The organism is Empedobacter sp. UBA6745 (assembly GCF_002453775.1).
Lineage (GTDB): Bacteria > Bacteroidota > Bacteroidia > Flavobacteriales > Weeksellaceae > Empedobacter > Empedobacter falsenii_C.
In genome coordinates this window covers 230227-254947 of the sequence record NZ_DKHL01000001.1, presented here as the reverse complement: position 1 = coordinate 254947, position 24721 = coordinate 230227, and the positions used below count along the sequence as shown (strand labels likewise).

At 32.5% G+C, this 24721-nt stretch carries 23 protein-coding genes; 14 read left to right on the top strand and 9 right to left on the bottom strand.

The genetic code is table 11. The features are described from left to right. The first annotated feature begins 63 nt into the window (after window positions 1-63). Together B4H69_RS01295 and B4H69_RS01290 are read left to right on the top strand one after the other, a co-directional pair. Complete coding sequence (locus B4H69_RS01295) at window positions 64-1332, top strand: serine hydrolase domain-containing protein (RefSeq protein WP_280045252.1); 1269 nt, start codon at window positions 64-66, stop codon at window positions 1330-1332. Window positions 1333-1477: 145 nt separating this feature from the next. After that, window positions 1478-1861, top strand: a complete 384-nt coding sequence (locus B4H69_RS01290) for an HU family DNA-binding protein (protein ID WP_280045253.1) — start codon at window positions 1478-1480, stop codon at window positions 1859-1861. Window positions 1862-2133: 272 nt separating this feature from the next. On the opposite strand, the gene B4H69_RS01285 is transcribed toward B4H69_RS01290, so the two are convergent. Continuing rightward, a complete protein-coding gene (locus B4H69_RS01285; protein WP_038333070.1) occupies window positions 2134-3246 on the bottom strand; it encodes an ABC transporter permease in 1113 nt (370 codons plus the stop codon). Further along, complete coding sequence (locus B4H69_RS01280; RefSeq protein ID WP_291092449.1) at window positions 3246-5318, bottom strand: carboxy terminal-processing peptidase; 2073 nt, start codon at window positions 5316-5318, stop codon at window positions 3246-3248. Before B4H69_RS01280 ends, B4H69_RS01285 begins: the two co-directional genes overlap by 1 nt. 193 nt (window positions 5319-5511) lie before the next feature. Here B4H69_RS01280 and surE point away from each other — a divergent pair, with 193 nt between their 5' ends. Continuing rightward, window positions 5512-6276 (top strand): 5'/3'-nucleotidase SurE, encoded by a 765-nt coding sequence (gene surE / locus B4H69_RS01275; protein WP_038333074.1) that lies wholly within the window; start codon window positions 5512-5514, stop codon window positions 6274-6276. Window positions 6277-6436: 160 nt separating this feature from the next. On the opposite strand, the gene B4H69_RS01270 is transcribed toward surE, so the two are convergent. Together B4H69_RS01270 and gyrA are read right to left on the bottom strand one after the other, a co-directional pair. Continuing rightward, complete coding sequence (locus B4H69_RS01270) at window positions 6437-7633, bottom strand: tetratricopeptide repeat protein (RefSeq protein ID WP_180905088.1); 1197 nt, start codon at window positions 7631-7633, stop codon at window positions 6437-6439. 3 nt (window positions 7634-7636) lie between these two features. After that, window positions 7637-10210, bottom strand: coding sequence for a DNA gyrase subunit A (gene gyrA / locus B4H69_RS01265; protein WP_280045254.1), 2574 nt, complete (start codon window positions 10208-10210; stop codon window positions 7637-7639). A 364-nt stretch (window positions 10211-10574) separates the two neighbouring features. On the opposite strand from gyrA, the gene rpmH reads away from it, so the two are divergent. The 4 genes from rpmH to B4H69_RS01245 all read left to right on the top strand — a co-directional run bounded on the left by rpmH (window position 10575) and on the right by B4H69_RS01245 (window position 13532). Further along, complete coding sequence (gene rpmH / locus B4H69_RS01260; protein WP_019974979.1) at window positions 10575-10733, top strand: 50S ribosomal protein L34; 159 nt, start codon at window positions 10575-10577, stop codon at window positions 10731-10733. A gap of 82 nt (window positions 10734-10815) precedes the next feature. Then, window positions 10816-11508 carry a cell division ATP-binding protein FtsE gene (locus B4H69_RS01255; RefSeq protein ID WP_038333079.1) on the top strand — a complete coding sequence of 231 codons (693 nt, stop codon included), beginning with the start codon at window positions 10816-10818 and terminating at the stop codon, window positions 11506-11508. A 76-nt stretch (window positions 11509-11584) separates the two neighbouring features. Continuing rightward, window positions 11585-12700: a glycosyltransferase gene (locus B4H69_RS01250; RefSeq protein WP_291092445.1), complete on the top strand. Its 1116-nt coding sequence runs from the start codon at window positions 11585-11587 to the stop codon at window positions 12698-12700. A 10-nt stretch (window positions 12701-12710) separates the two neighbouring features. Then, window positions 12711-13532, top strand: coding sequence for a 2OG-Fe(II) oxygenase (locus tag B4H69_RS01245; protein ID WP_038333129.1), 822 nt, complete (start codon window positions 12711-12713; stop codon window positions 13530-13532). 13 nt (window positions 13533-13545) lie between these two features. Here B4H69_RS01245 and B4H69_RS01240 read toward each other — a convergent pair whose 3' ends face one another. Both B4H69_RS01240 and B4H69_RS01235 read right to left on the bottom strand, forming a co-directional pair. Next, on the bottom strand, window positions 13546-14664 hold the full coding sequence (locus B4H69_RS01240; protein WP_291092443.1) for a glycosyltransferase: 1119 nt from the start codon (window positions 14662-14664) through the stop codon (window positions 13546-13548). An 18-nt stretch (window positions 14665-14682) separates the two neighbouring features. Beyond that, the gene (locus tag B4H69_RS01235; RefSeq protein WP_125350757.1) at window positions 14683-14916 is read right to left on the bottom strand and encodes a uroporphyrinogen decarboxylase; all 234 of its coding nucleotides are present in this window, start codon (window positions 14914-14916) and stop codon (window positions 14683-14685) included. A gap of 76 nt (window positions 14917-14992) precedes the next feature. Here B4H69_RS01235 and kdsA point away from each other — a divergent pair, with 76 nt between their 5' ends. The 4 genes from kdsA to B4H69_RS01215 all read left to right on the top strand — a co-directional run bounded on the left by kdsA (window position 14993) and on the right by B4H69_RS01215 (window position 18418). Beyond that, window positions 14993-15802, top strand: coding sequence for a 3-deoxy-8-phosphooctulonate synthase (gene kdsA / locus B4H69_RS01230; protein ID WP_291073996.1), 810 nt, complete (start codon window positions 14993-14995; stop codon window positions 15800-15802). 72 nt (window positions 15803-15874) lie between these two features. Further along, a complete protein-coding gene (hemN, locus tag B4H69_RS01225; RefSeq protein WP_291092440.1) occupies window positions 15875-17236 on the top strand; it encodes an oxygen-independent coproporphyrinogen III oxidase in 1362 nt (453 codons plus the stop codon). Between the two features lie 60 nt (window positions 17237-17296). Next, window positions 17297-17833, top strand: coding sequence for a hypoxanthine phosphoribosyltransferase (gene hpt, locus B4H69_RS01220; RefSeq protein ID WP_038333090.1), 537 nt, complete (start codon window positions 17297-17299; stop codon window positions 17831-17833). 6 nt (window positions 17834-17839) lie between these two features. Then, window positions 17840-18418 (top strand): adenylate kinase, encoded by a 579-nt coding sequence (locus tag B4H69_RS01215; RefSeq protein ID WP_125350758.1) that lies wholly within the window; start codon window positions 17840-17842, stop codon window positions 18416-18418. Between the two features lie 202 nt (window positions 18419-18620). Here the strand turns inward: B4H69_RS01215 and B4H69_RS01210 are convergent, their stop codons facing one another. Next, entirely contained in the window at window positions 18621-19655 is a 1035-nt protein-coding gene (locus tag B4H69_RS01210; RefSeq protein WP_280062872.1) for a quinone-dependent dihydroorotate dehydrogenase, read from the bottom strand. 136 nt (window positions 19656-19791) lie between these two features. On the opposite strand from B4H69_RS01210, the gene obgE reads away from it, so the two are divergent. Both obgE and B4H69_RS01200 read left to right on the top strand, forming a co-directional pair. Next, window positions 19792-20778 carry a GTPase ObgE gene (gene obgE, locus B4H69_RS01205; protein ID WP_291092438.1) on the top strand — a complete coding sequence of 329 codons (987 nt, stop codon included), beginning with the start codon at window positions 19792-19794 and terminating at the stop codon, window positions 20776-20778. A gap of 23 nt (window positions 20779-20801) precedes the next feature. Next, on the top strand, window positions 20802-21122 hold the full coding sequence (locus tag B4H69_RS01200; RefSeq protein ID WP_038333099.1) for a YbaB/EbfC family nucleoid-associated protein: 321 nt from the start codon (window positions 20802-20804) through the stop codon (window positions 21120-21122). A 77-nt stretch (window positions 21123-21199) separates the two neighbouring features. On the opposite strand, the gene B4H69_RS01195 is transcribed toward B4H69_RS01200, so the two are convergent. Next, a complete protein-coding gene (locus B4H69_RS01195) occupies window positions 21200-23320 on the bottom strand; it encodes a zinc-dependent metalloprotease (protein ID WP_160279583.1) in 2121 nt (706 codons plus the stop codon). Between the two features lie 189 nt (window positions 23321-23509). On the opposite strand from B4H69_RS01195, the gene B4H69_RS01190 reads away from it, so the two are divergent. After that, window positions 23510-23959 carry a hypothetical protein gene (locus tag B4H69_RS01190; protein WP_280062877.1) on the top strand — a complete coding sequence of 150 codons (450 nt, stop codon included), beginning with the start codon at window positions 23510-23512 and terminating at the stop codon, window positions 23957-23959. Here B4H69_RS01190 and B4H69_RS01185 read toward each other — a convergent pair. Beyond that, a complete protein-coding gene (locus B4H69_RS01185) occupies window positions 23923-24699 on the bottom strand; it encodes a rhomboid family intramembrane serine protease (RefSeq protein ID WP_260392487.1) in 777 nt (258 codons plus the stop codon). The genes B4H69_RS01190 and B4H69_RS01185 overlap by 37 nt on opposite strands. Window positions 24700-24721 lie beyond the last annotated feature (22 nt).

Sequence of the window (24721 nt, the reverse complement as noted above, 5' to 3'; positions counted from 1 at the left end):
TAACTATTCCACAAATAAATATATACTTTAGTAGAAACAAACAATTAGATTAAGAAAAAACACATGAAATATGTAGCGGTTGTTCTTGCTTCTGCAATGCTGTTTATGGGAAGCTGTAGCAAGAAAAACGAACAAAAAGAAGAAGTTAGAAAGAAGGATCCTCATGCTTTGCGCTATGATTCGTTGGATTGGAAAGCAGATTTCAAGCCAATGAAGTACACACAAGCAGAACTTAATGACTACAGAAATAAACTAAACACTTATTACAAAGACTTTTGGGTTGACGGAAAAGTGAGCGGAGGTTTGTTGGTTGTGAAGAATGGGCAAGTACTTTTAGAGCAATATCAAGGGATGGCAGACGAAAGACATAAGCGTCCAATCACTGCAGAAACACCTATTCACATCGCATCTATCTCGAAAGTTTTTACCTCAATGGCGGTTCTTAAGCTTGTAGAAAAAGGTAAAATCAAATTAGATCAAAAAGTAAATACAATATTAGAAGGTTTTCCTTACGATGATATCACGGTTCGTAATTTGCTAAATCACCGCAGTGGTTTGCCAAATTATGCCAACGTTTTGTGGAATAACAAGAAGGTAATGATGGATCGCGAGAAACCAATTTCTAATCAAGATGTGTTAGATATCTTTAGAGAATTTGACGTTAAACAAATTCGTCCCGCAGACAAAGGGTTTTATTACTCGAATACTAACTTTGCTTTTCTTGCTCTTGTCATTGAAAAGATTATGAAAATGCCTTATCCGAAAGCAATGAAATACATGGTTTTTGACCCTCTTGAGATGAATAACACCTTTGTTTTTGAGTATGATCGCGATAAAGATACAGTAGCTCGTTCTTACAAATACAATGGTTACGAGTGGGCTTGGGATGATTTTGACCGCACGTATGGAGACAAAAATATCTACTCAACGCCAAGAGATCTGTATAAGTTAGATGTTGCCATGTATTCAGACGATTTCTTACCGAAGAAGATCAAGAAAGAAGCTTTCAAAGGATATAGTTACGAGCAGAAAGGTTTCAAAAATTATGGGCTTGGAATGCGCTTGTTAGAATATGACAATGGTAAAAAATTATTGTATCACAATGGTTGGTGGCACGGGAATAACACAGTTTTTGTACACGATGTTAACAATCAATTTACGGTAATTGCATTAGGAAACAAGCAGAATAAGAATATATATAGTGCATTTAAATTGGCTGGACTTACAGGAACTTATCCGCTAAAAGCACCAAATAAAGATTCGATGAGATTGCATCAAAAACCAATTGTACCAAAAACAACAGCAAAACTTTCGACCAAAGTTTCAAGATAATAGCAAGGCTTTCTTATATAAGAAAGCCTTTTTTATTTTTATGATATAATGTATTTTATTGATAATCAATAGTTTTATTTTGTTAATTAAATATAAAGTATTAACTTAGAGATAATTAACTATTAATATGTAAATACTTTTAATTATGGCTGTAAAATACAACGTTATTCAGAAGGCTTACCCAGGAGATCCTATGGCGCCTAAAAAGTTCTACGCAAATTCTATTGCAGATGGTGAAGTATCACTTCGAAATTTGAGTAAAGAAATTGCGCAAACCTCATCTATTAGTGAGAGTGATGTATATGCAACATTGATTGATTTGGCTAAAATGTTATCAAAACATTTGTCTGATGGAAAGATTGTTCGCTTAGGAGATTTTGGTTCTTTTCAAATAAGTATAAGTAGCGAAGGAATGGATGCAATGAACAAAGTAAATTCTTCTTCTATAAAAAGTGCTAAAATACTTTTTAGACCTGGTCTAGATTTACGAGATACTTTAGCTACTTTAAAGTATGAGAAAAAGAAATAGTTGAGATAATTTTTCTAACTTCTAATTGAAGTAAATAAAAAACGTCAAGTGGTTTTCATTAAAATCACTTGACGTTTTGTTTAAAACCTCCTTAGGTTTTATATAAAAGATAAGGAGGTTTTTATTTATATGTCAAGCTGAATTCATTTCAGCTTCGCATACTTTTTATAAATACTTCTAAAAAAACTTTATATTATTAAGGATATGTTTCTGAAACAAGTTCAGAATGACTCTGTATGTTTATTTAATAATCATCTTAAAAAATAAGTTTCTTACTGCTTAATATCCATAATATCTCGTAATACATTTCCAAAGATATTAAACCCAAGAACTAATAACATAATAGCTAATCCCGGTAGAATTGCCAAATGTTGTTTCCCTAAAATAATATGATTATAATGTTCTTTGATGATGTTTCCCCAAGACGGAGTAGGAGGTTGTGCACCAATTCCAAGGAAACTAAGACCGCTTTCTACTAAAATTGCCGAAGCAAAATTGGCAGCAGATATAACGATAATAGGAGCAATGACATTAGGTAATATTTGATTGAAGATGATTCTTGTGTCCGAAAAACCTAAAGCTTTTGCTGCTTCTACAAATTCTTTTTCTCTGTATGATAGGAATTGTCCACGAACTACACGTGCAACTTCTACCCACATCGTTAGTCCAACTGCGATAAATATCTGCCAAAATCCTTTTCCTATAGCTAAGGTAATCGCAATAACCAATAGTAATGTTGGGATAGACCACACAACGTTTATCAACCACATTATTATGTTATCTGTTCGTCCCTTGTAATAACCTGCAAGAGCGCCCAAAGAGATTCCGACAACCAATGAAATGAAAACAGCGATAAACCCGATAAGAAAAGAAATTCTTGTCCCGATAATTAACCTCGAATAAAAGTCTCTTCCGTAAGAATCTGTTCCAAGTAAATAGGTTTTTGTGTAGATAAAATCCTTCTCTATATCTTGCGTTTTGATGTTATGCTTTGTCCAAGTTGACAAATCTATCTTTACTGCTTCACCACTTAGTCCGTTCCCTATATATGGAACATAAGTAATGCTTTGTCCATCTCTTTTGTAAGATGTGATACTTATTTGTTCGGTATCGATCTCTTTCCCGAATATAAAATCAGAAAAGTTCGTTTTTCCTGAATAATTAGGTAAGGGGATTTCGATTGTTTTTTGCTGATAACCTATAGGTGAATATGCAATGGTTAGGTCTTGTCTGTTTGCATTTTCCGTTTTGTCGGACGCAAAGACATAAGCAAAAATAGAAATGATTGCAGCTAATACTATTACACTAAAAGAAAGAACACCAAGGGTGTTCTTTCTTAATTTATTGAATACGATATGAGAAAATGAACCGTTTTCTTGTTCCATTATTTAATGTCTCTTAAAACGTTAACAGCTTCGTTTAAATAAAAGTCTTTTTGCATTCCTTTGAACCAATTGTTACGTTTAGCTTTTAGTACAGTATCTGTTTTTGTAGTTGCCAAATCGTTTTGATTCATTGTAAATTTGAAATTGTTTTTATACTTGTCTAAAGTTTCGAATTTCTTGATTTTATCTTCGCGTGTTTTACGGTACGTTTTGTAATCTTCTAAGTTCAAAGGAATCTCTTTTACATCTTCCATTGATTTGATGAACTTGAAACTTTCGTTCATTAATGCTAAGTGTGCATTGTTTGCCAAACGAGTTTTACTGTTCGCTTTAATCTTCGCTAAATCGAAAGCAGAAGGCCATTTTGCAATAACCAAAGGTTTGATTTGATCCCAGTTCAAGGCTTCTGGACGAGAAGCTTCGCTGATATCTTCGTAAGTGAATTGATCAACTAATGCAATGTCCGACTGAACACCTTTCAATTGTGTAGAACCTCCGTTTACTCGATAGAATTTTTGTATTGTTAACTTAATAGCTCCTAACTCATCACTTCCCGACTGACGATCTAAAGGCAAGATTGTTTGTACAGTACCTTTACCAAAGGTTTGCGGTGAACCCACAATAACAGCGCGGCCATAGTCTTGCATTGCTGCTGCAAAAATCTCTGATGCAGATGCAGAAAGCTCGTTAACCATTACTACTAATGGCCCGTCGTATGCGATAGAATTATCTTTGTCTTCGTGAATTTTAAGCATTCCGTCCGAACGTCTCACCTGAACAATTGGTCCTTGATTGATGAACAATCCAGAGATTTTAACTACCTCTTCAAGAGAACCACCTCCATTATTTCTAACATCGAAAACAAGACCTTTGATGTTTTCTTTCTTCAAGATTTCAATTTCTTTCTTGATATCATCCGAAGGGTAACGTCCGCCTTCTTTTCCCATTGGCGTGTAGAACTCAGGTAAATAGATGATTCCGTATTTATCTCCTTTCTCGTCCGTAATAACAGATGAGCGAGCAAACACTTCTTCGGATTCAATTACTTCACGAATCAAAGAGATTGTTTGTTGAGAACCGTCTTTTTTCTGAATAGTTAAGACAACTTCTGTTCCTTTCTTCCCTTTAATCAAGCGAATAGCATCGCTCAAAATCATCCCAACGATGTTTTTAGCTTCACCATTTTTCCCTTGTGCAACTTTAATGATCTTGTCACCAACTTCTAATTTATTGCTCTTCCAAGCTGGTCCGCCTACAATTAATTCAGCAATTGTAGCGTAACCTCTTTTGTCTTGTATTTTGGCTCCAATTCCTTCCATTTGTCCAGACATTTCGAACTCGAAATCTTCTTTACTTGTTGGAGAAAAGTATGTTGTGTGCGGATCGTATTGTTCTGTAAACGAGTTCATGTAAATAGAAAAATAGTTCTCGCGTTTTGTCTGCTTTATACGACGGAAATAATCAGAAATTAAGTCTTTAACTTCTTCACGCGCCATTTTTTCTACTTCTGCAAAAGGAGTATCTTTTGTGATTTTCTTTTTCTCATCTGCCAAAGGATCTTTTACAGGTTTTATAGAAGAAGAGTTGTCTAATGTATCTTTCTTTTGACCTTTTAATTCGTCTTGCATTGAAATGATTTCTAACATCACGTTATATTTCAAATATTTGCGCCACAAATCTTTCGCTTCGTTCTTATCTTTCGCGAATTTTGATGTTTTATAATCGATGTTGAAATTCTCTTTTTGATTAAAATCAAAAGGTTTTGACAAGGCATCCATCGAATATTTTTCAGCTTCAGCAATACGTTTGTAGATTGTATCAACAGTAGAATTGTAGAAACCTAAGTTTTCTGATTTGTAATAATCATCTAAATTGTGATAATCTTTTTTGAATAGATCATAATCAGATTGCAATAAAAAACGTTTGCTTGGATCAATGTATTCTAAATATTTATTGAAAACATTTTCCGAAAATTTATCATCTACAGTAGCAGGTTTGTAATGTAGGTAAGTTAGGGTGTTTCGTGTATTTTTTACGATTAACTTTTCTCTTTCTTCATCTGTGTCTAACATGGGTTTGCAAAAGCAAAAAGCAAGCAAACTCATTGATAAAAACGATAGTAATACATACGTTTTTTTAATTAACATATTGCGTTGGTATTATATAAATTAATAATTTAAGACTCCTTCAAATATAAAACAAAAAAGAAATTAGAAGGAAGTTTTTTACATTTGTAAAAATGATGAATAAAAGTAAGAATAAAATATGGAAAGACCGCTAATTTTAGTTACAAATGATGATGGAGTAACTGCGCCTGGAATAAGAGCGTTGATAGAGATTGCAAAAGGATTTGGAGAAGTTTATGTTGTTGCGCCAGATAGTCCGCAAAGTGGAATGGGACATGCGGTGACAATAAATTCGACATTGTTTTGTGATGAAATAGAAGTTGATGAAGATGTAAAAGAGTATGCGTGTTCTGGAACGCCAGTGGATTGTGTGAAATTGGCTGTTTCGCAAATTTTGCCTCGTAAACCAGATTTGTGTATTTCGGGAATTAATCACGGATCAAATTCGTCGGTGAATGTGATTTATTCGGGAACAATGTCTGCTGCTGTAGAAGCTGGAATAGAAGGAATTCCTGCGATTGGTTTTTCGTTGTGTGATTTTGCTTATAATGCAGATTTTAAAGCTGGAGAAGAATTTATTAAAACAATTATTGATCAAGTTTTAAAACATAAATTACCAAAAGGTGTGGTGTTGAACGTGAACATTCCGAAGTTGAAAGAACATGAAATAAAAGGAATAAAAGTTTGTCGTCAAGCTGATGCTAAATGGGAAGAAAAATTTGATAAACGTGAAGATCCTCGTGGAAGAACGTATTATTGGATGAGTGGAGAGTTTAAAAATCTTGATAAAGGTGAGGATACAGACGAACGTGCTTTAGAGGAAGGTTATGTTTCGGTTGTGCCAGTTCGTTATGATTTGACAGCACATCATTTTTTACCAGATTTAAGAAATTGGGATTTGTAGATTTGTTCTAAGTTCTAAGTTCTAAGTTCGTTTTCATTCTGAACTCGTTTCAGAATCACATGATACAAATTGATAAGAAGCTGAAATAAATTCAGTTTGACAAATCATAAAAAAAAAGGACTTCAATTGAAGTCCTTTTTTTTGTGTTATATTGAAATAATTATTTTACTAATTTTTTCTCAGCATCACGATAAAAATTTTCTTTTTGATCGTTTCCTAACGTTTTGTAAGCTTGAATTAAGTTACGAATAACTTGACGATTTTCTGGTTGAATTTCGTACATCTTTTCAAGGTAAGGAGCTGCTTCTGTAAATAAAGCTTTACGTTTTGCTTCGTTTGCGTTGTAAACTTCTTTCTCTTTTTTAGATGTTCCTAAATTGTTGTTCATTGTTTCAACAATTTCTTTATCTGGTTGCAAAATAGCTAAAACTAAATTGTTGTAAGACTCGAAATGTTTAGGATTTAATTCAATCGCTTTTTTGAACAAGTTTTTAGATTCTCCAGCTTTAGAAGTGTCATCTAAATATAAAACACCTAAGTTGTAATAATTTTGCGCATCGTTTGGATTAATTTTAATCGCTTCTTCGATACGTTTTGTCATTTTATCAGCGTTTCCAGAAACTTGGTAAATTCCAGTTGCGATATTGTTGATGTCAGCATCTTTTGGATATTTTGTAGTTGCTTCTTCTACGATTGCATCATATTTTTTTGCATTATATAATCCATTAAGAGCTAAAACATACATATCACGGTTGTAATCTTTTGTTTGATTAGCTGATTTACCTGTGAATCCTTTTGCTGCTAATTCTTTCAAAATCGTTAACGATTTATCGTAATCATTTGCATTGTAAAAACAGATTGCTGCTTGATATTTGTAGATATCTTCTTTTGTACCTAAAGCTTCAACTAAGTTGAAAACATTTAAGAATTTTGTTCCAGCTTCTGTATATTGTTTAGCGTCCATTGCTTTGTTTGCTGCGTCTAATTCTTTGTTTGCTAAATTAGAAACTTCAGATTGTAACAAGAAACCATATTTTGGTTGTAAAGCAACTTCTTTTGCTTTTGCGTAATTACCACCAGCTGTAGCTTTATCTAAATCAGCTTGAGAATAGTAAAATTCGTCTTTTTTAGAGTCTTTATTTTTGACTTGCCAAACTTTACCGTTTTCGTATTTAGATAATTTTGCTAAATCTTGACTTGCTTTTGTAACGTCACCTTTTGCTAAGTTTTCTTTAGCTGATTTATTGTATTTTTCAGCTAAAACCGTAGGTTCTGTCGTTAATTCTTCTGTGTTAGTTTGAGCGAATGATGTTGACATTGCTAAAACTAATCCTAAACTAAATAATAATTTTTTCATTGATTATTCATTATTTGGATCCTCAGCAGGCGTTTCTTCTGCTTGAGTTTCGTTGTTTTCGTTTGTGTTTTCTACAACAATTGGATTTCCTTCTTCATCAAGTTCTACTTCATCCTCCAATTCTTCTTCAACCTGTACTTTTGCAATTGCTGCAATTTCGTCGTTCTTTTTCAAGTTAATCAATCGAACACCTTGCGTTGCACGACCCATTACACGAATTTCATCTAAACCAGTTCTAATTGCAACTCCAGATTTATTAATAATCATTAAATCATCTTCGTCTGTAACAGCTTCAATCGCGATTAATTTTCCAGTTTTATCAGTAATATTAAGAGTTGTTACACCTTTACCGCCACGATTCGTTTCGCGATAATCTTCGATAGAAGAACGTTTTCCGTAACCTTGTTCAGAAACAACTAATACAGTTTCTTTTTCTACATCAGTCACAACAATCATCCCGATAACCTCATTATCTGGTTGATCTCCTAAATTGATACCACGAACTCCAGAAGCAGTACGACCCATTGGACGAACTTTTTCGTCTTCGAAACGAATAGCTTTACCATATTTAGAAGCGATCATGATTTGAGATTTACCATCTGTTAATAATGCTTCTAATAATGTATCGCCTTCACGAACTGTAATTGCGTTAATACCATTTACACGTGGACGAGAATAAGCTTCTAAAGATGTTTTCTTGATGATACCATTTTTAGTTACCATAATTACGTAATTATTATTTACGTATTCTTCGTTCATTAAATCGTGTGTAAGGATATATGCTTTTACTTTATCATCTGGTTCGATGTTGATCAAATTCTGAATTGCACGACCTTTTGATGTTTTAGAACCTTCTGGAATTTCGTATACACGCATCCAATAACATTTTCCTTTTTCTGTAAAGAATAACATGTATTGATGGTTAGATGCCGAAACCATATATTCTAAGAAGTCTTCGTCACGTGTTGTAGCAGCTCTATTACCAACTCCTCCACGAGATTGTTTGCGATATTCAGAAAGTGGCGTACGTTTAATGTAACCCATGTGAGAAATTGTTAAAACAACTTGTTCATCAGGAATTAAATCTTCGATATTTAAGTCTCCACCTGCGTAATCGATATCTGTACGACGTTCGTCACCATATTTTTTACGAACTTCTAATAACTCATCTTTGATAATTTGCATACGTAAATCTTCGTTTGCTAAAATATCTTTCAAATGATTAATCATTTTCATGATTTCTTCGTACTCTTCACGAATTTTATCAATTTCAAGACCAGTTAATGTACGTAAACGTAAATCTAAAATTGCACGTGCTTGAATTTCTGATAACTCGAAAGCTTCCATTAATCCCGTACGCGCTTCGTCTGGAGTTGCAGATTCGCGAATGATTTTAATTGCACGATCAAGGTCATCTTGTGTTCCGATTACTTTCATGTAACCTTCTAAGATATGAGCTCTTTCTTGTGCTTTTCTCAATTCGTATTCCGTACGACGAACAATCACTTCGTGACGGTGTTCTACGAAATGATAAATCATATCTTTCAAGTTCAATTGCTCTGGTCTACCTTTTACCAAGGCAATATTATTTACACTGAAAGATGATTGTAATTGAGTAAATTTATATAGTTTATTTAAAACAACGTTAGGAACCGCATCCATTTTAAGGACATAAACGATACGCATACCTTTACGGTCAGATTCGTCACGAATCTCAGAAATACCATCTAATTTACCATCTTTTACTAACTCAGCAGTTTTTGCAATCATGTCTGCTTTGTTAACTTGGTAAGGAATTTCTGTAGCAATAATACAATCGCGACCATGTACTTCTTCGAAATTAGTTTTTGCACGTAAAACAACACGTCCACGTCCAGTTTCGAAAGCTTGTTTTACACCATCGTAACCATAGATTGTACCTCCTGTTGGGAAGTCTGGTGCTTTGATGTATTGTGTTAATTCGTCAATTGTAATCTCACGATTGTCGATGTAAGCAATTGTTCCGTCAATAACTTCTGTTAAGTTATGTGGCGCCATATTTGTTGCCATACCAACCGCAATACCAGATGCTCCATTTACTAATAAGTTTGGAACACGAGTAGGTAATACAGTAGGTTCTTGGATAGTATCGTCAAAGTTTAGTTGAAAGTCAACTGTCTCTTTATCTAAATCAGCTAATAATTCGTCTGAAATTTTTTGAAGTCTTGCTTCAGTATAACGCATTGCAGCAGGTGGATCACCATCTACAGAACCGTAGTTACCTTGTCCGTCAACCAATAAGTAACGCAAAGACCAAGGTTGCGCCATACGTACCATTGTGTCGTAAACAGAACTGTCGCCGTGTGGGTGAAATTTACCTAAAACTTCCCCTACAATACGTGCCGACTTTTTGTAAGAACGATTAGAAAAAACACCTAATTCATACATTCCGAATAATACTCTACGGTGTACAGGTTTTAAACCATCACGCACATCCGGAAGCGCACGAGATACGATTACCGACATCGAATAATCGATGTAAGCGGATTTCATTTCATCCTCAATGTTAATTGGGATTAGTCTTTCTCCTTCAGTCATATTGTTTTGTTATATAAGGTGGCTAATATACGAAATTTAAGCTAAAAAAAGACTGATAAAAACAAGATATTTGATGTTTTATGAAAGTTTTAAGGAAACTTTTCTAATCCTTCTAAAAATAGCTTCGTTTGATCTTCGCAAATGATATTGTTGATAAGTTTTAATTGTTATTGTTTTAATTTTCTCTTGCTTAACAAAAAAATGTTTTTATATTTGCACTTCGAAAATTACAAAGTGTAGAACGGAACGCGGTTTACTATTAATTCAGCTTTTTTGTAATTTTCTATCAATTTGATTTTTGAATTAATAATAATAACTGTATATTTGCAACCCATTCGAGTAATGGATTAGAAACTTAGTAAAGATGAGTAAGAGAACATTTCAACCAAGTAACAGAAAAAAAAGAAACAAACACGGATTCCGTGAGCGTATGGCTTCTAAAAACGGGCGCAAAGTATTAGCTGCTCGTAGAAAGAAAGGAAGAAAAGCATTAACTGTTAGTGAAGTAAGAGCTAAAAGATAATCGCTACAATTCATAAAAAATAAGCTTGAAGGTCGTTCTTTCAAGCTTTTTTTTTACATTTGTTTTAAAGACTGTAGAAAGTATGGAAGCTAAAAATGTAATTGAGTTAAGTCAATCATCTATATATCAAAGAAATCATTTAGTATTATCTGACGTTAATTTCACACTTAACGAAGGAGAATTTGTTTACCTAATCGGAAAAACAGGAAGTGGAAAAAGTAGTTTATTGAAAGTGCTTTATGGTGATTTGCCGCTTCAATCAGGACAAGGTTCTGTGGTTGGAATGGATTTGAAATCACTGAAAACAAGTAAAATTCCTGATCTTAGAAGACATTTAGGAATCGTTTTCCAGGATTTCCAATTGTTAACAGATCGTACGGTAGAGCAAAATTTAACGTTCGTGTTGAAAGCAACAGGTTGGAAGGATAAAGCGACAATCGATAAACGTATTGATGAGGTTTTAGATTCGGTAGGGATGTTGTCTAAAAAGAAAATGATGCCGTTCCGTCTTTCTGGAGGTGAGCAACAACGTGTTTCTATAGCTCGTGCATTGTTAAATCATCCTGAATTAATTTTAGCCGATGAGCCAACAGGAAATTTAGATCCAGAAACATCAAATGATATTATGGATTTGTTGCTGTCAGTATCGAAAGAAAATAATTGTGCAGTTTTGATGGCTACACACGATTACGAAATTATTCGTCGTTATCCTGCGCGTAAGGTACGTTGTGAAGACGGAAGATTATTTGAAGTTGCAGAAGCGATATCAGAATAAGATAAATTACACAATATAATTTTAAAGAAAGAGTTTACTTAGTTGTAGACTCTTTTTTTTGTTAAATAATTAACTAATGTATCAAGGTAAAAAACTTCATTTTATAAGTATGGATGTTCCATTTCCTCCCAATTATGGAGGCGTTATAGATGTTTTTTATAAATTGAAAGCATTTAATCAACTTGGGGTTGAGATTTATTTACATTTGTTTGGGTTTAACGAAACAGAAAGCGATGTTTTAAGAAAATATGCTAAAGAAGTTTATTTTTATCCAATACATCAAAAGCCTTATTATATTTTTCAGAAATATCCTATTTCAGTAAAATCTAGGGATAGCAAATTATTGTATGAACGAATTAAATCGTTGAAAGCACCTATTTTTTTTGAAAGTCTAAAAACAACATTTATTTTGAATAAATATAAACTTGGAGGTTATTCTAAATATTTGCGACTACATAATATTGAGCAAAATTATTTTTCTGGATTAGCTGAAAGTGAGAAGAATCTGATGAAAAAAGCATTGTTTTATATTGAGGCAAAAAAATATATTCAATACGAAAATATTATTCATCAGTTTGATGAAGTTTTCACACTTTCTAAATTTGAACAAAATTATATTCAAGAAAAATATAATAAAGGAAAATTTGTACCTGTTTTTCATGGAAATGAAACTTTTCAATCATTAAGTGAAAAAGGAGAATTTGCTTTATATCACGGAGATTTGAGAGCTTCGGATAATTGTAAAGCAGTCGATTTCTTGATAGAAGTTTTTAAAGAAATTGATTATCCTTTCGTTATTGCATCAGGATCTAGAGAGGATTGGGTAAAAGCAAAAATTAAAAATCATCCACATATACAATTTGTTAAATTGAAAGATTTTGATCATTTGAAAAATCTTTTCGAAAAAGCACATCTCAATATAGCGTGGTCTTTTCAGGAATCTGGAACAAAACTAAAAGTGATAAATGCATTATTTAATAGTCGTTTTTCGATAATAAATGAAAATGTGATAGATGATGAGAAAATTAGTGGACTTTGTGTTCAAGTTTCGAATAAATCTGAATTGATAAAAGCTATTAATCATTTAAAAAATCAACCTTTTTTAGCGTCAAAAGAATATATTGATACGCTTGAATATGATTTGAATGATAAATTGAATGCAGAAATTATTTTGAAACAAATTTTTAATTAACTTTATGATTATGAACAGAAATCAATATGCAGATATAATTTTACAACGATTAATTGATCAAAAGGAAGAAATAAGTCAACAATACAATAGTAGCAAAGATAAGATCGGTTATTTTTGGGTTGATGATTTGTTGCCAGAAGAATTAGCTTTGGAGATAAATCAAGTTTTTCCGCAAGAAAAAGAAATGGTGTTGAAAAAAAGTTTGAAAGAAGATAAATATATTGCAGTTCAAATGAATCAATATCATCCTATTTTAGAGGAAATTATTTATGCTTTTCAAGATGAGAGAATCGTAAATTTGGTTGCTGAAATTTGTGAAATAAAACAACCTATTCCAGATTCGTCTTTGTATGCTGGTGGTTTATCTATGATGGGAAATCGTCAGTTTTTGCAGCCACATTTGGATAATTCTCATGATGCGAAAAGGGAATTGTGGCGTGTGTTGAATTTGTTGTATTATGTAACACCTGACTGGAAAGAAGAATATGGTGGTAATTTGGAAGTTTGGCCAAATGGATTGAAAAATGATCAGATTACAATTTTTAGTAAATTCAATCGATTAGCAGTAATGGCAACGCATAATGATTCTTTGCATTCGGTTTCTCCAATAAAGTTTGAAGGTTTTAGAAAATGTGTTTCAAATTATTATTTTTCTAAAGAACCTTTAAGAGAAACAGATTCCTTTCATGTGACATCGTTTAGAGGTCGTCCAGAGCAAAAGGTTTTGGATCAAGTTTTACAAGTTGATAATGCACTAAGAATGGGTGTTAGAAAAGTATTTAAAAAAGGAGTAGTGGAAAATCCACATATTTATAAAAAAGATAAAAAGTAGATTAAATTTTAATCTACTTTTTTATTTGTTCAAAAATCTCCTTTAATTTTAATTCTTCATTTTCCCAACAAAGTTCATTTGCAGCATTTGCAAGGTTTTCTTGGTAACTTCTTTTTCCTTCGTTTAAGATTTCTTGTAGTTTTTCAGCCAAATGTTTTGGTTCGTGATTGTCAATCACTTTTCCAACTTTATATTCCTCGACCATTTTTTTGATTTCAGGTAAATTTGTTGCTAAAATTGGTACTCTAGCTTGAATAAAGTCAAATAATTTATTCGGTAGAGCGTAGCGATAGCTTAATCCTAAATCTTCTTCCATACTCATTCCTACATCAGCTAAAGGTGTTATAGTTTTTAAAGTTTTTGGGGGAATATTTCCTAAAAAATGAATGCGATTAGTCAAGTTAAAATCTTTTACCAATTGTTCGTATTCAGTTTTTTTAGGTCCTTCGCCAGCAATCCAAAATTGACAATTATCAATGTGTTTAAACGCTTCAATCATTTTGTCAATTCCTCGACTCATGTTAATTGCGCCTTGATACAATAATATTTTATCGTTTGTTGGATTTTCGGGTAAGCGAAAGAAAATTAAATCTTGTTTATCGTTAAGTTTTGTTCGGTTGGGAACATTTCTAATCACAGCCGGATTAGCACCATATTCCTTGCGAAACCAATTGGCATATCCATCACTTACTGTATAAAAATACTTGATTTTTGGAACAAGAGAACGTTCTAAAGTTTTCCAAACTTTTTTTGTTTTAGGACGATTGTGTAATGATGGTAATTCTGAATAAATTTCATGACTATCAAAAACTAAAGGAATTTTTTTGATTTTACTAACCAAATAAAAAGGAAGTAAACTATCCAAATCATTGGCTAATAAAATAGTTTGTTTATCAGCTTTTTTAAGTAAAGTGAAAAACAATTTGTAATTAAATTCTGCATACTTTTTCATTGTTGATTGATTCTTTTGTTCCATCAAAAATGTTTTGTACGGTTTATTCAATTCTGGTCTTCCGTTTATAGTCGCGCCAATCAATTCTACATCGTACCCAAATTTTAATAAAGAATGGCAAACTTTATCTAATCTTTGATCCGTTTCAATATTATTTAGTACAGCAGATAGGATTTTCAATTTTATGGTTTTTTAAGATTATTTACCAGGTTTGAAGACGATATAATACGCCTGAACCAAAAATAAAATCGCATTTGGAATAAGGACTGGCCAAGCCTCAATCATAGCAGCATAAATTACAAAACATGCACAACCAATTGCATTGATAATGCGAATAATTGTAATCTTTGAAAAAAAGAATGCTAGTACAATAAAGACTGAAGCAAGATAGCCAAAAATATCAGCTATACCAATGTTAGATAAAAAATCCATAAAACGATAAATAAGAATGATAAAGTATAGGCAAAATTATGAAAAATAAGTCGATAACTTTGTGTAAATTTGCACAATGATAGAAACTTTATCAAAGATAAAACACAAAGATTCGCCAAACTTCTTTTTACTTGCTGGTCCATGTGCCATCGAAAGTGAAGATATGGCTTTGAGAATTGCTGAAAAAGTAGTAACAATTACTGATAAATTAGAGATTCCTTATGTTTTTAAAGGATCTTTCAAAAAAGCAAATCGTTCTCGTATTGATAGTTTTACAGGAATTGGAGATGAAAAAGCATTGAAAATTATTCAAAAAGTTGGAGAAACTTTTGATGTTCCAACAACTACAGATATCCACGAACCTTTTCATGCAGAAATGGCAGCGGCTTATGTAGATGTTTTGCAAATTCCTGCTTTCTTGGTTCGTCAAACCGATTTAGTAGTTGCAGCTGCACAAACAGGGAAACATGTTACATTGAAGAAAGGTCAATTTCTTTCGCCTGAAGCAATGAAATTTCCTGTAGAAAAAGTAACAGATTCTGGTAATAATAATGTTGCAATTATCGAGCGTGGAACTATGCTAGGTTACGGAGATTTAGTAGTAGATTATCGTGGAATTCCTGTGATGCAAAATTATGCACCGGTTATTTTAGATATCACACATTCTTTGCAACAACCAAATCAAGCTTCAGGTGTAACGGGAGGAAAGCCAGAATTAATCGTAACAATTGCGAAAGCTGGAATTGCTGTTGGTGCTGATGGTATTTTTATCGAAACGCATCCAGATCCTAAAAACGCAAAAAGTGACGGTGCAAACATGTTACAATTAGATTTGTTAGAAGACTTATTAACGAAATTGGTTAGAGTTCGTCAGGCAATTCTATAAAAATAATTTTTAAAGAAAATTTATTAAATAATACTTAGTCAAGTTGATTAAGTATTTTTAATTTTTTAGATAATGAATAATTTAATTCAGAAATATAATATTCCAGGACCTCGTTATACAAGTTATCCAACTGTTCCGTTTTGGGACAATGATGATTTTACTAAACAAGGTTGGATTGAAACTTTTCAACGATCTTTCGATGAAAGCAATGCAGAAGAAGGGATATCAATTTACATTCATTTACCTTATTGCGAGTCGTTGTGTACGTTTTGTGCATGTAACAAACGTATTACGAAACAGCATTCGGTAGAAGTTCCGTATATTGATACGGTTTTGAAAGAATGGAAATTATATGTGGATTTATTTTCATCTCGACCAAAAATTAAAGAAATTCATTTAGGAGGAGGAACACCAACGTTTTTCTCTCCAGAAAATTTGAAGAAATTAATTGATGGTATTTTTGAATATGCGGATGTTGCCGAAGGACACGAATTTAGTTTAGAAGGTCATCCAAATAACACAACAAAAGAGCATTTACAGGCTTTATACGATTTAGGTTTTAGACGTATTTCGTATGGTGTACAAGATTATGATCTGAAAGTTCAGGAAGCAATTAATCGTGTTCAACCTTTCGAGAATGTGAAAAGAGCAACAGAAGAAGCGCGCGAAATTGGCTTTACATCGATTTCTCACGATTTGATTTTTGGTCTTCCGCATCAAACAATGGAAGGAATGATGGAAACGATTAATTTGACAAAAGAATTAAATCCAGATCGTATTTCGTTTTACAGTTATGCGCACGTGCCATGGATAAAAGGTGTTGGACAACGTGGTTTTCATGACGAAGATTTGCCTTCGCCAGAATTGAAACGTGCATTATATGAAGAAGGAAAGAAAATGTTCGAGGAAATGAACTATTTCGAAGTTGGAATGGATCATTTTGCCTTAGAACAAGATTCGATGTATCAATCGATGAAAAACCATACATTACATCGTAATTTTATGGGATATTCTTCTTCGAAAACACAATTAATGGTTGGTTTAGGAGTTTCTTCTATTAGCGATTCTTGGTACAGTTTTGCACAAAACGAAAAGACGGTAGAAGAGTATGAAAAATCAATAAATAACGGAGAATTATCCGTTTTCAAAGGTCATATTTTATCAGAAGAAGATTTGATTATGCGTCGACATATTCTAAATTTAATGTGTAATTTAGAAACTTCTTGGGCTGATGATAAGATGAAATTTGATGATGTAGATCGTATCAAAACTATGTTGCAAGATATGGTTGACGATAATTTGATTGAATTTGTAGAAAATGGTTTGATCGTAAAAGAAGAAGGACGTCCATATGTGAGAAATGTATGTATGACATTCGATAAGAGAATGATAGATAACGAGCCAGAAACACGCATTTTCTCAATGACAATCTAATAAAATAGATAAATGTTTTAAACTTTATCAAAAAAAGTATATATTTGAATATCTCAAACAATGAAAGAAATAGAAATTCACGGTAAAAAATTTATTCCGTACATCGCTTTTGAAGAAATAGAACACGCCATCAAAAATATGGCAAACGAAGTTTACGAAGAATACAAAGACGAAAGACCGATTTTTGTTGGTGTATTAAACGGAGTTGTAATGTTCTTCAGCGATTTCTTAAAACAATATCAAGGAGAATGTGAGATTTCATTCTTGAAATTAAAATCTTACGAAGGAACAGAATCAACAGGGAAAATTACTATTGAGATGGATATTCCGATGAATGTTGAAGGACGTCACGTAATTATTTTAGAAGATATTGTAGATACAGGTAATACGTTAGTAGAGTTGCACCGAATCTTGAAAGAGAAAAAGGTAAAATCATTAAAAGTAGCAACTTTATTATTTAAGCCAGATGCTTACAAAAAAGATTTAAAGGTAGATTTAGTAGGAATCTCTATTCCTGATAAATTTGTAGTAGGTTATGGATTAGATTTTGACGGATTAGGAAGAAATTTACCAGATATTTATCAAATAAAACATTAAAACAAAATGCTAAACATTGTATTGTTCGGACCTCCTGGCAGTGGTAAAGGAACACAAGCTAAATTTTTAGAAGAAAAGTACCAAACTCCTCAAATTTCTACTGGAGACTTATTTCGTTTCAACCTTAAAAATGAAACAGAATTAGGCGCTCTTGTGAAATCTTACATGGACAAGGGACAATTAGTTCCAGATGAGGTAACAACAAATATGTTGGTTGATCATTTAGATAACAATCCAAATGCGCAAGGATATATTTTTGATGGATATCCACGTACAACATCTCAGGCAGAGGCTTTAGATAAAATCTTAGCAGATAAATACGAAAGCGAAGTTTCGATTACATTAGCATTAGTTGTGGATGACGAAATTTTGGTTCAACGTTTATTAGAGCGCGGAAAAACTTCTGGTCGTGCAGATGATGTGGACGAAAAAATTATCCGTGATCGTATTACAGAATATTACGAGAAAACTGCAATTGTAGCAGAGCACTACAAAGCGCAAGGAAAATGGGTTGAGATTGATGGAGTAGGTTCTATTGAAGATATTACCGAAAAATTGAACGCAGCAATTAAAGAAGTTTTATAAGAACAACTTTTACATTATATTAAAAATGCTCCTTTTAATTAAAGTTGCATTTTTAGTATAATGTCATTCTGAATGTATCTTTTGCGAAATGAAGAATCTGAGATTCCTCGACAAGCTCGGAATGACAATTATGTCAAGTTGAATTTATTTCAGCTTCTCATCAATTTATATCATGTGATTCTGAAACGAGTTCAGAATGACTTTACTTTTTTCCTTCAACCAAGCCTTTGCAAATGTTTTTTACAACAGCAGGGCCTTCATAAATAAAACCTGTATAAACTTGTAACAAACTTGCACCAGCTTCCAGTTTTTCTTTAGCATCTTCAGCGGTATGAATTCCACCAACTCCAATGATAGGAAATGCTTTGTTCGATTTTTCAGAAAGATAACGAATCACTTCTGTTGAACGATTTTTAAGTGGTTTTCCCGAAACTCCACCAGTTTCTTTTACAATTTCAGGATTAGATTTTAATCCTTCTCTCGAAATAGTTGTATTTGTGGCAATCACTCCTGCAATTTTAGATTCTAATACAATATCTATAATATCGTCTAATTGCGAATCTGTTAAATCTGGTGCGATTTTCAGTAAAATTGGTTTCGGTTTTTCGTTCTGATTATTGTATTGTTGCAAATAATTCAGAATGTACAATAAAGGTTCTTTTTCTTGCAAATCTCGTAATCCAGGCGTGTTTGGAGAACTAACGTTAACTACAAAATAATCTACATAATCAAACAATGCATTGAAACATTTGATATAATCATCAACAGCATCTTCGTTTGGCGTCAATTTATTTTTACCAATATTTCCACCAATAATATAGTTTTCACGATTTTTTAATTCTCTAATTTTCGAAACAGCAAAATCAACACCTTTGTTATTAAATCCCATTCGGTTGATAATCGCTTCATCTTCTACCAAACGAAACATACGCGGCGCATCATTCCCTGGTTGAGGTTTTGGTGTAACGGTTCCAATTTCGATAAAACCGAATCCGAAGTGGTTCAATTCTTCAATATATTCAGCATTTTTATCAAAACCTGCAGCTAAACCAATTGGATTTTTGAATTTAATTCCAAAAACTTCTCGTTCTAAACTTGGATGATTGTATTGATAAAATTTATCTAATAATTTTCCAACTCCAGGAAATGCAGCATAATTTTTTAGATTTCGCGTAACGAAATGATGTGCATCTTCGGGCTGTAATTGAAATAAAATGTTTTTGAATTGTTTGTACATGCTGCAAAATTAAGCATATCCGATAAATAATTTACCTACTATTCATCAGTTTTACAATATTTTGAAACTTATGAATTAGATTTTAATAAACAAATTAGAAATCGTACTTTTGCAGACTAATTAAAATAAAAAAATTATGCAATCAAATTTTGTTGACTACGTAAAAATAAATTGTAGAGCAGGACATGGAGGTGCTGGTTCAGCAAGTTTGCATCGCGAAAAATATATTGACAAAGGTGGACCAGACGGTGGAGATGGTGGACGTGGAGGAAACATCACGCTTCTAGGAAACTCAAATCTTTGGACTTTGTTAGAATTTCGATTCAAAAGACATTTCCGTGCGCAAAACGGTGGACGTGGAGGTAAATCTCGTTCTACTGGAGCTGACGGTGAAGATATTATTTTGGAAGTTCCGATCGGAACAATTGCCAAAGATGAAGAAGGAAATATTATTGGCGAAGTAACAGAAAATGGGCAAGAATTAATTATTGCGCAAGGAGGAAAAGGAGGTTTAGGAAACTGGCATTTCCGTTCTGCAACGCGTCAAACGCCTCGTTATGCCCAACCAGGTTTGGATGGTGACGAGCGTCAAGTTACATTGGAGCTGAAAATTTTGGCAGATGTTGGTTTAGTTGGTTTTCCAAATGCAGGAAAATCTACTTTATTATCAGCTGTTTCGGCTGCTAAACCAAAAATTGCAGATTACGCATTTACAACGTTAACACCTAACTTGGGAATTGTAGAATACCGTAATCATCAGTCATTTATTATGGCAGACATTCCTGGAATTATCGAAGGTGCGGCAGAAGGAAAAGGTCTTGGACATCGTTTCTTGCGTCATATTGAGCGTAATTCTAACTTATTATTTTTAATTCCTGCCGATACAGAAGATTATAAAAAAGAATATGAAATTCTGTTGAATGAATTGAAAAAATTCAATCCTGAATTGTTAGATAAAGAACGAATTTTAGCTATTTCTAAGTCAGATATGTTAGATGATGAATTGGAAGCTGAGATTAAAGCACTATTACCAACTGATATTGATACGATATTTATTTCGTCTGTTTCTGGAAAAGGAATCACAGAATTGAAAGATTTATTGTGGAAAAAACTACACGAATAACTAATTATTAAAGATAAAGACAAATGTTTGGAAATTTTGGAGACATCATGGGAATGATGGGAAAAATCAATTCATTTAAAGATAAATTTTCTGATTTGAAAAATGAATTAGATGGAGAAATTTTTACAACGACTTCTAACGATGGAAAAGTAAAAATTACAATGTCTAAATTGGCAACAGTAAAAGATATTGAGCTTGCCGAAGGAATGGAAAAAGAAGAAATTGAAGATTTGTTAGTGATGACGTTAAACAAAGCGTTGGAACAAGTAAAAACAGAAGCAATTGACAGAGCGAAAAAAACAGCTCAAGAAAATTTACCAAACATTCCTGGAATGCCTTTCTAAGAAGAATTTGAAAAAAAACAAAACCCCTGAAAAATAATTTTCAGGGGTTTTTGTTTGATATCTAATTAAAAATAGAATTATTTAATAATCAATTTTGATGTTGATTGACCTTCATTAGATGAAACTTTTATGATATAAACTCCTGATGGTAAATTCGTATCGATTTGTTTCTTTAAATTTCCAGAAGCATTTTCAGAAATTGAATAAACTATTCTTCCATTTACATCAACAATCTCAATATTTACTTTTCCAGAAGCTTTTTGTTCAATTGTGAATTGCCCATTAGATGGATTTGGATATATTGTAGATTTAGTTGTGTTTAAATCTTTGGTAGCTAATAATCCTGTAGAGAATTTTTTTACAGCTAAATAAACATTATCAACAGCTTCAATCATAATATAACCTTCTGTAACATCTTTAGCGTTACTAGGCATTTGGAAATTAGCTGATCCTGTATTATCAACAATTCCTAATTCTTCGAATGTTTTTCCTGCATCCCATGAAATTGAAACTTTAACTTTTGTAGTTTCGATAGGAGCTTCGTTAGTTTTAGCAACATCCCATGTGACATCAAAATTAGAAGCATTAATTGGTAATTTGTTATTTGTTGCGTCTGGAGTAAGAACAACAAAAGGACCAACTCCAGCGGTAGCCATTACTTTTACACTTCCGTTTTGAGTTTGGGGACCTTGTACGTTATAATCTCTCGCAGTTACAGTAAAATCATATGTTCTTGCAACAGAAGTTAGAGATTCCCAAACTACATTTCCTGTTCCAGTGTGTAATAATTTACCTGCTAAAATAGAAGTGAAATTAGGGAAATATCTGTATGTTTCTTTAACAGGAGAAAAAGATCTAAAGTTAGGACCAGATGTTTTTGTTTCCTTCACTCTACTATTCGCATTTGTTGTAGCGCTTGTTCCAGAATTGTTTTGTTCCCACGTAGTTAAAACAGCATCATTTTCAGCATCAGTAATTGTAGCATTTAATTTGAATGCTGTTCCTACAGGGATTCTGTATAAAGCTTTTTCTAATTGTATGTTTGGAGGAGTGTTTAGAATTGGTTTTTCTACACCACAACTTTTAGTTTTTAAGTTGTTCTGAACTTGAGCTATACTTCTGTATGTGAAATAATCATCAGAATTTGATTGAACATTATAAGACGTAATACCTGCATATCCCATTACCGTAGAGCCACTTCCAGGTTCAACATTAACTCCTGTACCTTCATAAATGTGAGAATAAGTATGATTAGCTCCCATTTGATGTCCAATTTCATGAGCAACATAATCGATATCAAATTTATCTCCAGAAGGAATTTTGTTTGCAGGAGAAGTCATACCACTCCCTTTTCCATCAGGAAATGCTGTATCACATACACATCCAATACACCCTGCATTTCCTCCTCCTCCTTGAGAGCCGAAGAAGTGTCCAATGTCATATTTATCTTCACCAAGATTATTTGTTAAATAAGTTTGTAATTCAACTTGCCATGTAGATAAATAATAAGGGGCTGAACCATATGTAGGGTGATCTGCCATTCCTTGTGCAGGAGCTGAATATGGATCAGTACTTGCATCTGTAAATATTAAATCATCAATATTATCAATGAATTGGAAATTAACTGACATATCTTTTTCAAATACTCCATTTACACGTGTCATGGTATTTGTCATAGCTGCCAAAGCTTTTTCTTTTGTACCACCAAAATAAGCCGAATATTCTCCAGGAACAGAAAGTGCTAATCGATATGTTTTAAAAACTTGATTATTGGCTTTGTTCTGTAAGTTAGAAGAATCTTCTTTATTAGCTTGATGTTTTGAAATTAGTTCATTTGTTGAACAAACAAAATTACTTACAGCTTTACTAGAACTATGGACTTCGTAATATGTTGAACCTTCAACATCATAAGATTCAATAAAGTCTGATTTTCCTTCATTTCTAAATATAGAAGAACTCAATCCTAAAGGAGTTACACTAAATCTTAAATAAACAGATGGATCATCTAAACTTTTTCCAACGTATGAGCGAATATTAGGATATTTCTCTTGTAATTTTGGAGATAAGATTGAAGCTTCCCATATCATGTATTTTTGAATACTACCATCAGATGTAGGCATGTCAACAACCACTCCTGATTGATTACTAGTATTCGATGGGGCTAATGTTAATTTATTTTTCAAAGTATTGATATCCATTGAATATACTTTTGAATTTTGATATTCAGTAGTAATATTTTTACTTTTTAAAAAATAACTAGGTACTTCCTTCCAATTTTGTGCGTTAGCATAACCGAATAAGGATAAAACTGATAGAGTGAATAAAAGTTTTTTCATTAAATATTGTTAATTATATTTGTTAATTAATGATAAAACTAATAAAATTTTATGAGAATAGCTTTTTATCTTTCAATATTTTTAGGAATTATTACTTTGCTATCGTGTCAAAAAAATAATTATTCTAACCAAAATAAACAAGAAAATATACTATCTGTAGAAAGAATAGAATCGTCAAGAAAAATGCACTATGACTTAATTGTAGATAAATCTACTATTGTATTAATCAAAAATGAAAACGATACAATAAAGATAAAAAATACTACGAAAGAATGGGAGAATTTAACAAAACTTATGGATCAAATCTTGTTAGAAAAATTAGAAAATATCAAATCTCCAAGTCAAGCTTTTATGCATGATGGTGCTCCAAATGTAGTTTTGAAATTTCAAACAAAAGATTCAACTTATTATTCAAATCCATACGATAAAGGTAATCCAGCAAAAGAATTAAAGAAAATTGATGATTATTTGACAGAATTATCAACTTCTTTATCTAAATAAAATTCATCATCTTCATTTTCCAACGATTCCAAATATTCTGCTTTCAAACGTTCTTGTTCTTGGTAAATATCCCATAAACGCTCGGCTTGCGGATCATAATAATTTTCTTGATCCCATTTCGGAACTTCTTTTTGCGGACCAATATTTCTGAACAGATAAGCGAAAAATGCACCCGAGATAAATCCACTCAAATGTCCTTCCCAAGAAATAGAATTGCTACTTGTATCTGTTTTTAACTGCGGTAAAATTTCTTGAGGAACCATTCCCCAAATCATTCCGCCGTATAATAAAATAATGATTAACGAAATTGCCATTAAACCACGTTCTTTTCTGATTATTCCACTGAAAAATATAAACGAAGCTAATAAGTAAACGATAGAACTTGCTCCAATATGACAGCTTACATTGTCATCTAAAAAAGGTGGGTTTCCAATGATCCAAAGAATAATTCCTGATAAAATCCAACCAAAGAATATCACGTAATAAGCCAATCTATCGTACATCAATAGTGCGATAAAGCTAAGAAAAGCTAATGGAAAAGTATTGCTGATAATGTGTTTCCAACCCGAGTGAAATAAAGGCGAGAACAGAATTCCTTTCAATCCTACGAAAGTTCTCGGAATAACGCCGTAACAACTATCTAAATTGTATCCGTTTTGTTGAAACAAAAAGATAATCCACATTGGGATAAGTAGTAAGAGAGGAATTATAATAGTTTTCTTTGGAAAAGGATAACTCATAAAATTGGTTTCGAAAACATCT

What these genes read in the sequence shown, in the direction of transcription:
- B4H69_RS01295 (WP_280045252.1), top strand. Translation starts at nt 64, where the DNA reads ATGAAATATGTAGCGGTTGTTCTTGCTTCTGCAATGCTGTTTATGGGA.
- B4H69_RS01290 (WP_280045253.1), top strand. Translation starts at nt 1,478, where the DNA reads ATGGCTGTAAAATACAACGTTATTCAGAAGGCTTACCCAGGAGATCCT.
- B4H69_RS01285 (WP_038333070.1), bottom strand. Translation starts at nt 3,246, where the DNA reads ATGGAACAAGAAAACGGTTCATTTTCTCATATCGTATTCAATAAATTA.
- B4H69_RS01280 (WP_291092449.1), bottom strand. Translation starts at nt 5,318, where the DNA reads ATGTTAGACACAGATGAAGAAAGAGAAAAGTTAATCGTAAAAAATACA.
- surE (WP_038333074.1), top strand. Translation starts at nt 5,512, where the DNA reads ATGGAAAGACCGCTAATTTTAGTTACAAATGATGATGGAGTAACTGCG.
- B4H69_RS01270 (WP_180905088.1), bottom strand. Translation starts at nt 7,633, where the DNA reads ATGAAAAAATTATTATTTAGTTTAGGATTAGTTTTAGCAATGTCAACA.
- gyrA (WP_280045254.1), bottom strand. Translation starts at nt 10,210, where the DNA reads ATGACTGAAGGAGAAAGACTAATCCCAATTAACATTGAGGATGAAATG.
- rpmH (WP_019974979.1), top strand. Translation starts at nt 10,575, where the DNA reads ATGAGTAAGAGAACATTTCAACCAAGTAACAGAAAAAAAAGAAACAAA.
- B4H69_RS01255 (WP_038333079.1), top strand. Translation starts at nt 10,816, where the DNA reads ATGGAAGCTAAAAATGTAATTGAGTTAAGTCAATCATCTATATATCAA.
- B4H69_RS01250 (WP_291092445.1), top strand. Translation starts at nt 11,585, where the DNA reads ATGTATCAAGGTAAAAAACTTCATTTTATAAGTATGGATGTTCCATTT.
- B4H69_RS01245 (WP_038333129.1), top strand. Translation starts at nt 12,711, where the DNA reads ATGAACAGAAATCAATATGCAGATATAATTTTACAACGATTAATTGAT.
- B4H69_RS01235 (WP_125350757.1), bottom strand. Translation starts at nt 14,916, where the DNA reads ATGGATTTTTTATCTAACATTGGTATAGCTGATATTTTTGGCTATCTT.
- kdsA (WP_291073996.1), top strand. Translation starts at nt 14,993, where the DNA reads ATGATAGAAACTTTATCAAAGATAAAACACAAAGATTCGCCAAACTTC.
- hemN (WP_291092440.1), top strand. Translation starts at nt 15,875, where the DNA reads ATGAATAATTTAATTCAGAAATATAATATTCCAGGACCTCGTTATACA.
- hpt (WP_038333090.1), top strand. Translation starts at nt 17,297, where the DNA reads ATGAAAGAAATAGAAATTCACGGTAAAAAATTTATTCCGTACATCGCT.
- B4H69_RS01215 (WP_125350758.1), top strand. Translation starts at nt 17,840, where the DNA reads ATGCTAAACATTGTATTGTTCGGACCTCCTGGCAGTGGTAAAGGAACA.
- B4H69_RS01210 (WP_280062872.1), bottom strand. Translation starts at nt 19,655, where the DNA reads ATGTACAAACAATTCAAAAACATTTTATTTCAATTACAGCCCGAAGAT.
- obgE (WP_291092438.1), top strand. Translation starts at nt 19,792, where the DNA reads ATGCAATCAAATTTTGTTGACTACGTAAAAATAAATTGTAGAGCAGGA.
- B4H69_RS01200 (WP_038333099.1), top strand. Translation starts at nt 20,802, where the DNA reads ATGTTTGGAAATTTTGGAGACATCATGGGAATGATGGGAAAAATCAAT.
- B4H69_RS01195 (WP_160279583.1), bottom strand. Translation starts at nt 23,320, where the DNA reads ATGGATATCAATACTTTGAAAAATAAATTAACATTAGCCCCATCGAAT.
- B4H69_RS01190 (WP_280062877.1), top strand. Translation starts at nt 23,510, where the DNA reads ATGAGAATAGCTTTTTATCTTTCAATATTTTTAGGAATTATTACTTTG.
- B4H69_RS01185 (WP_260392487.1), bottom strand. Translation starts at nt 24,699, where the DNA reads ATGAGTTATCCTTTTCCAAAGAAAACTATTATAATTCCTCTCTTACTA.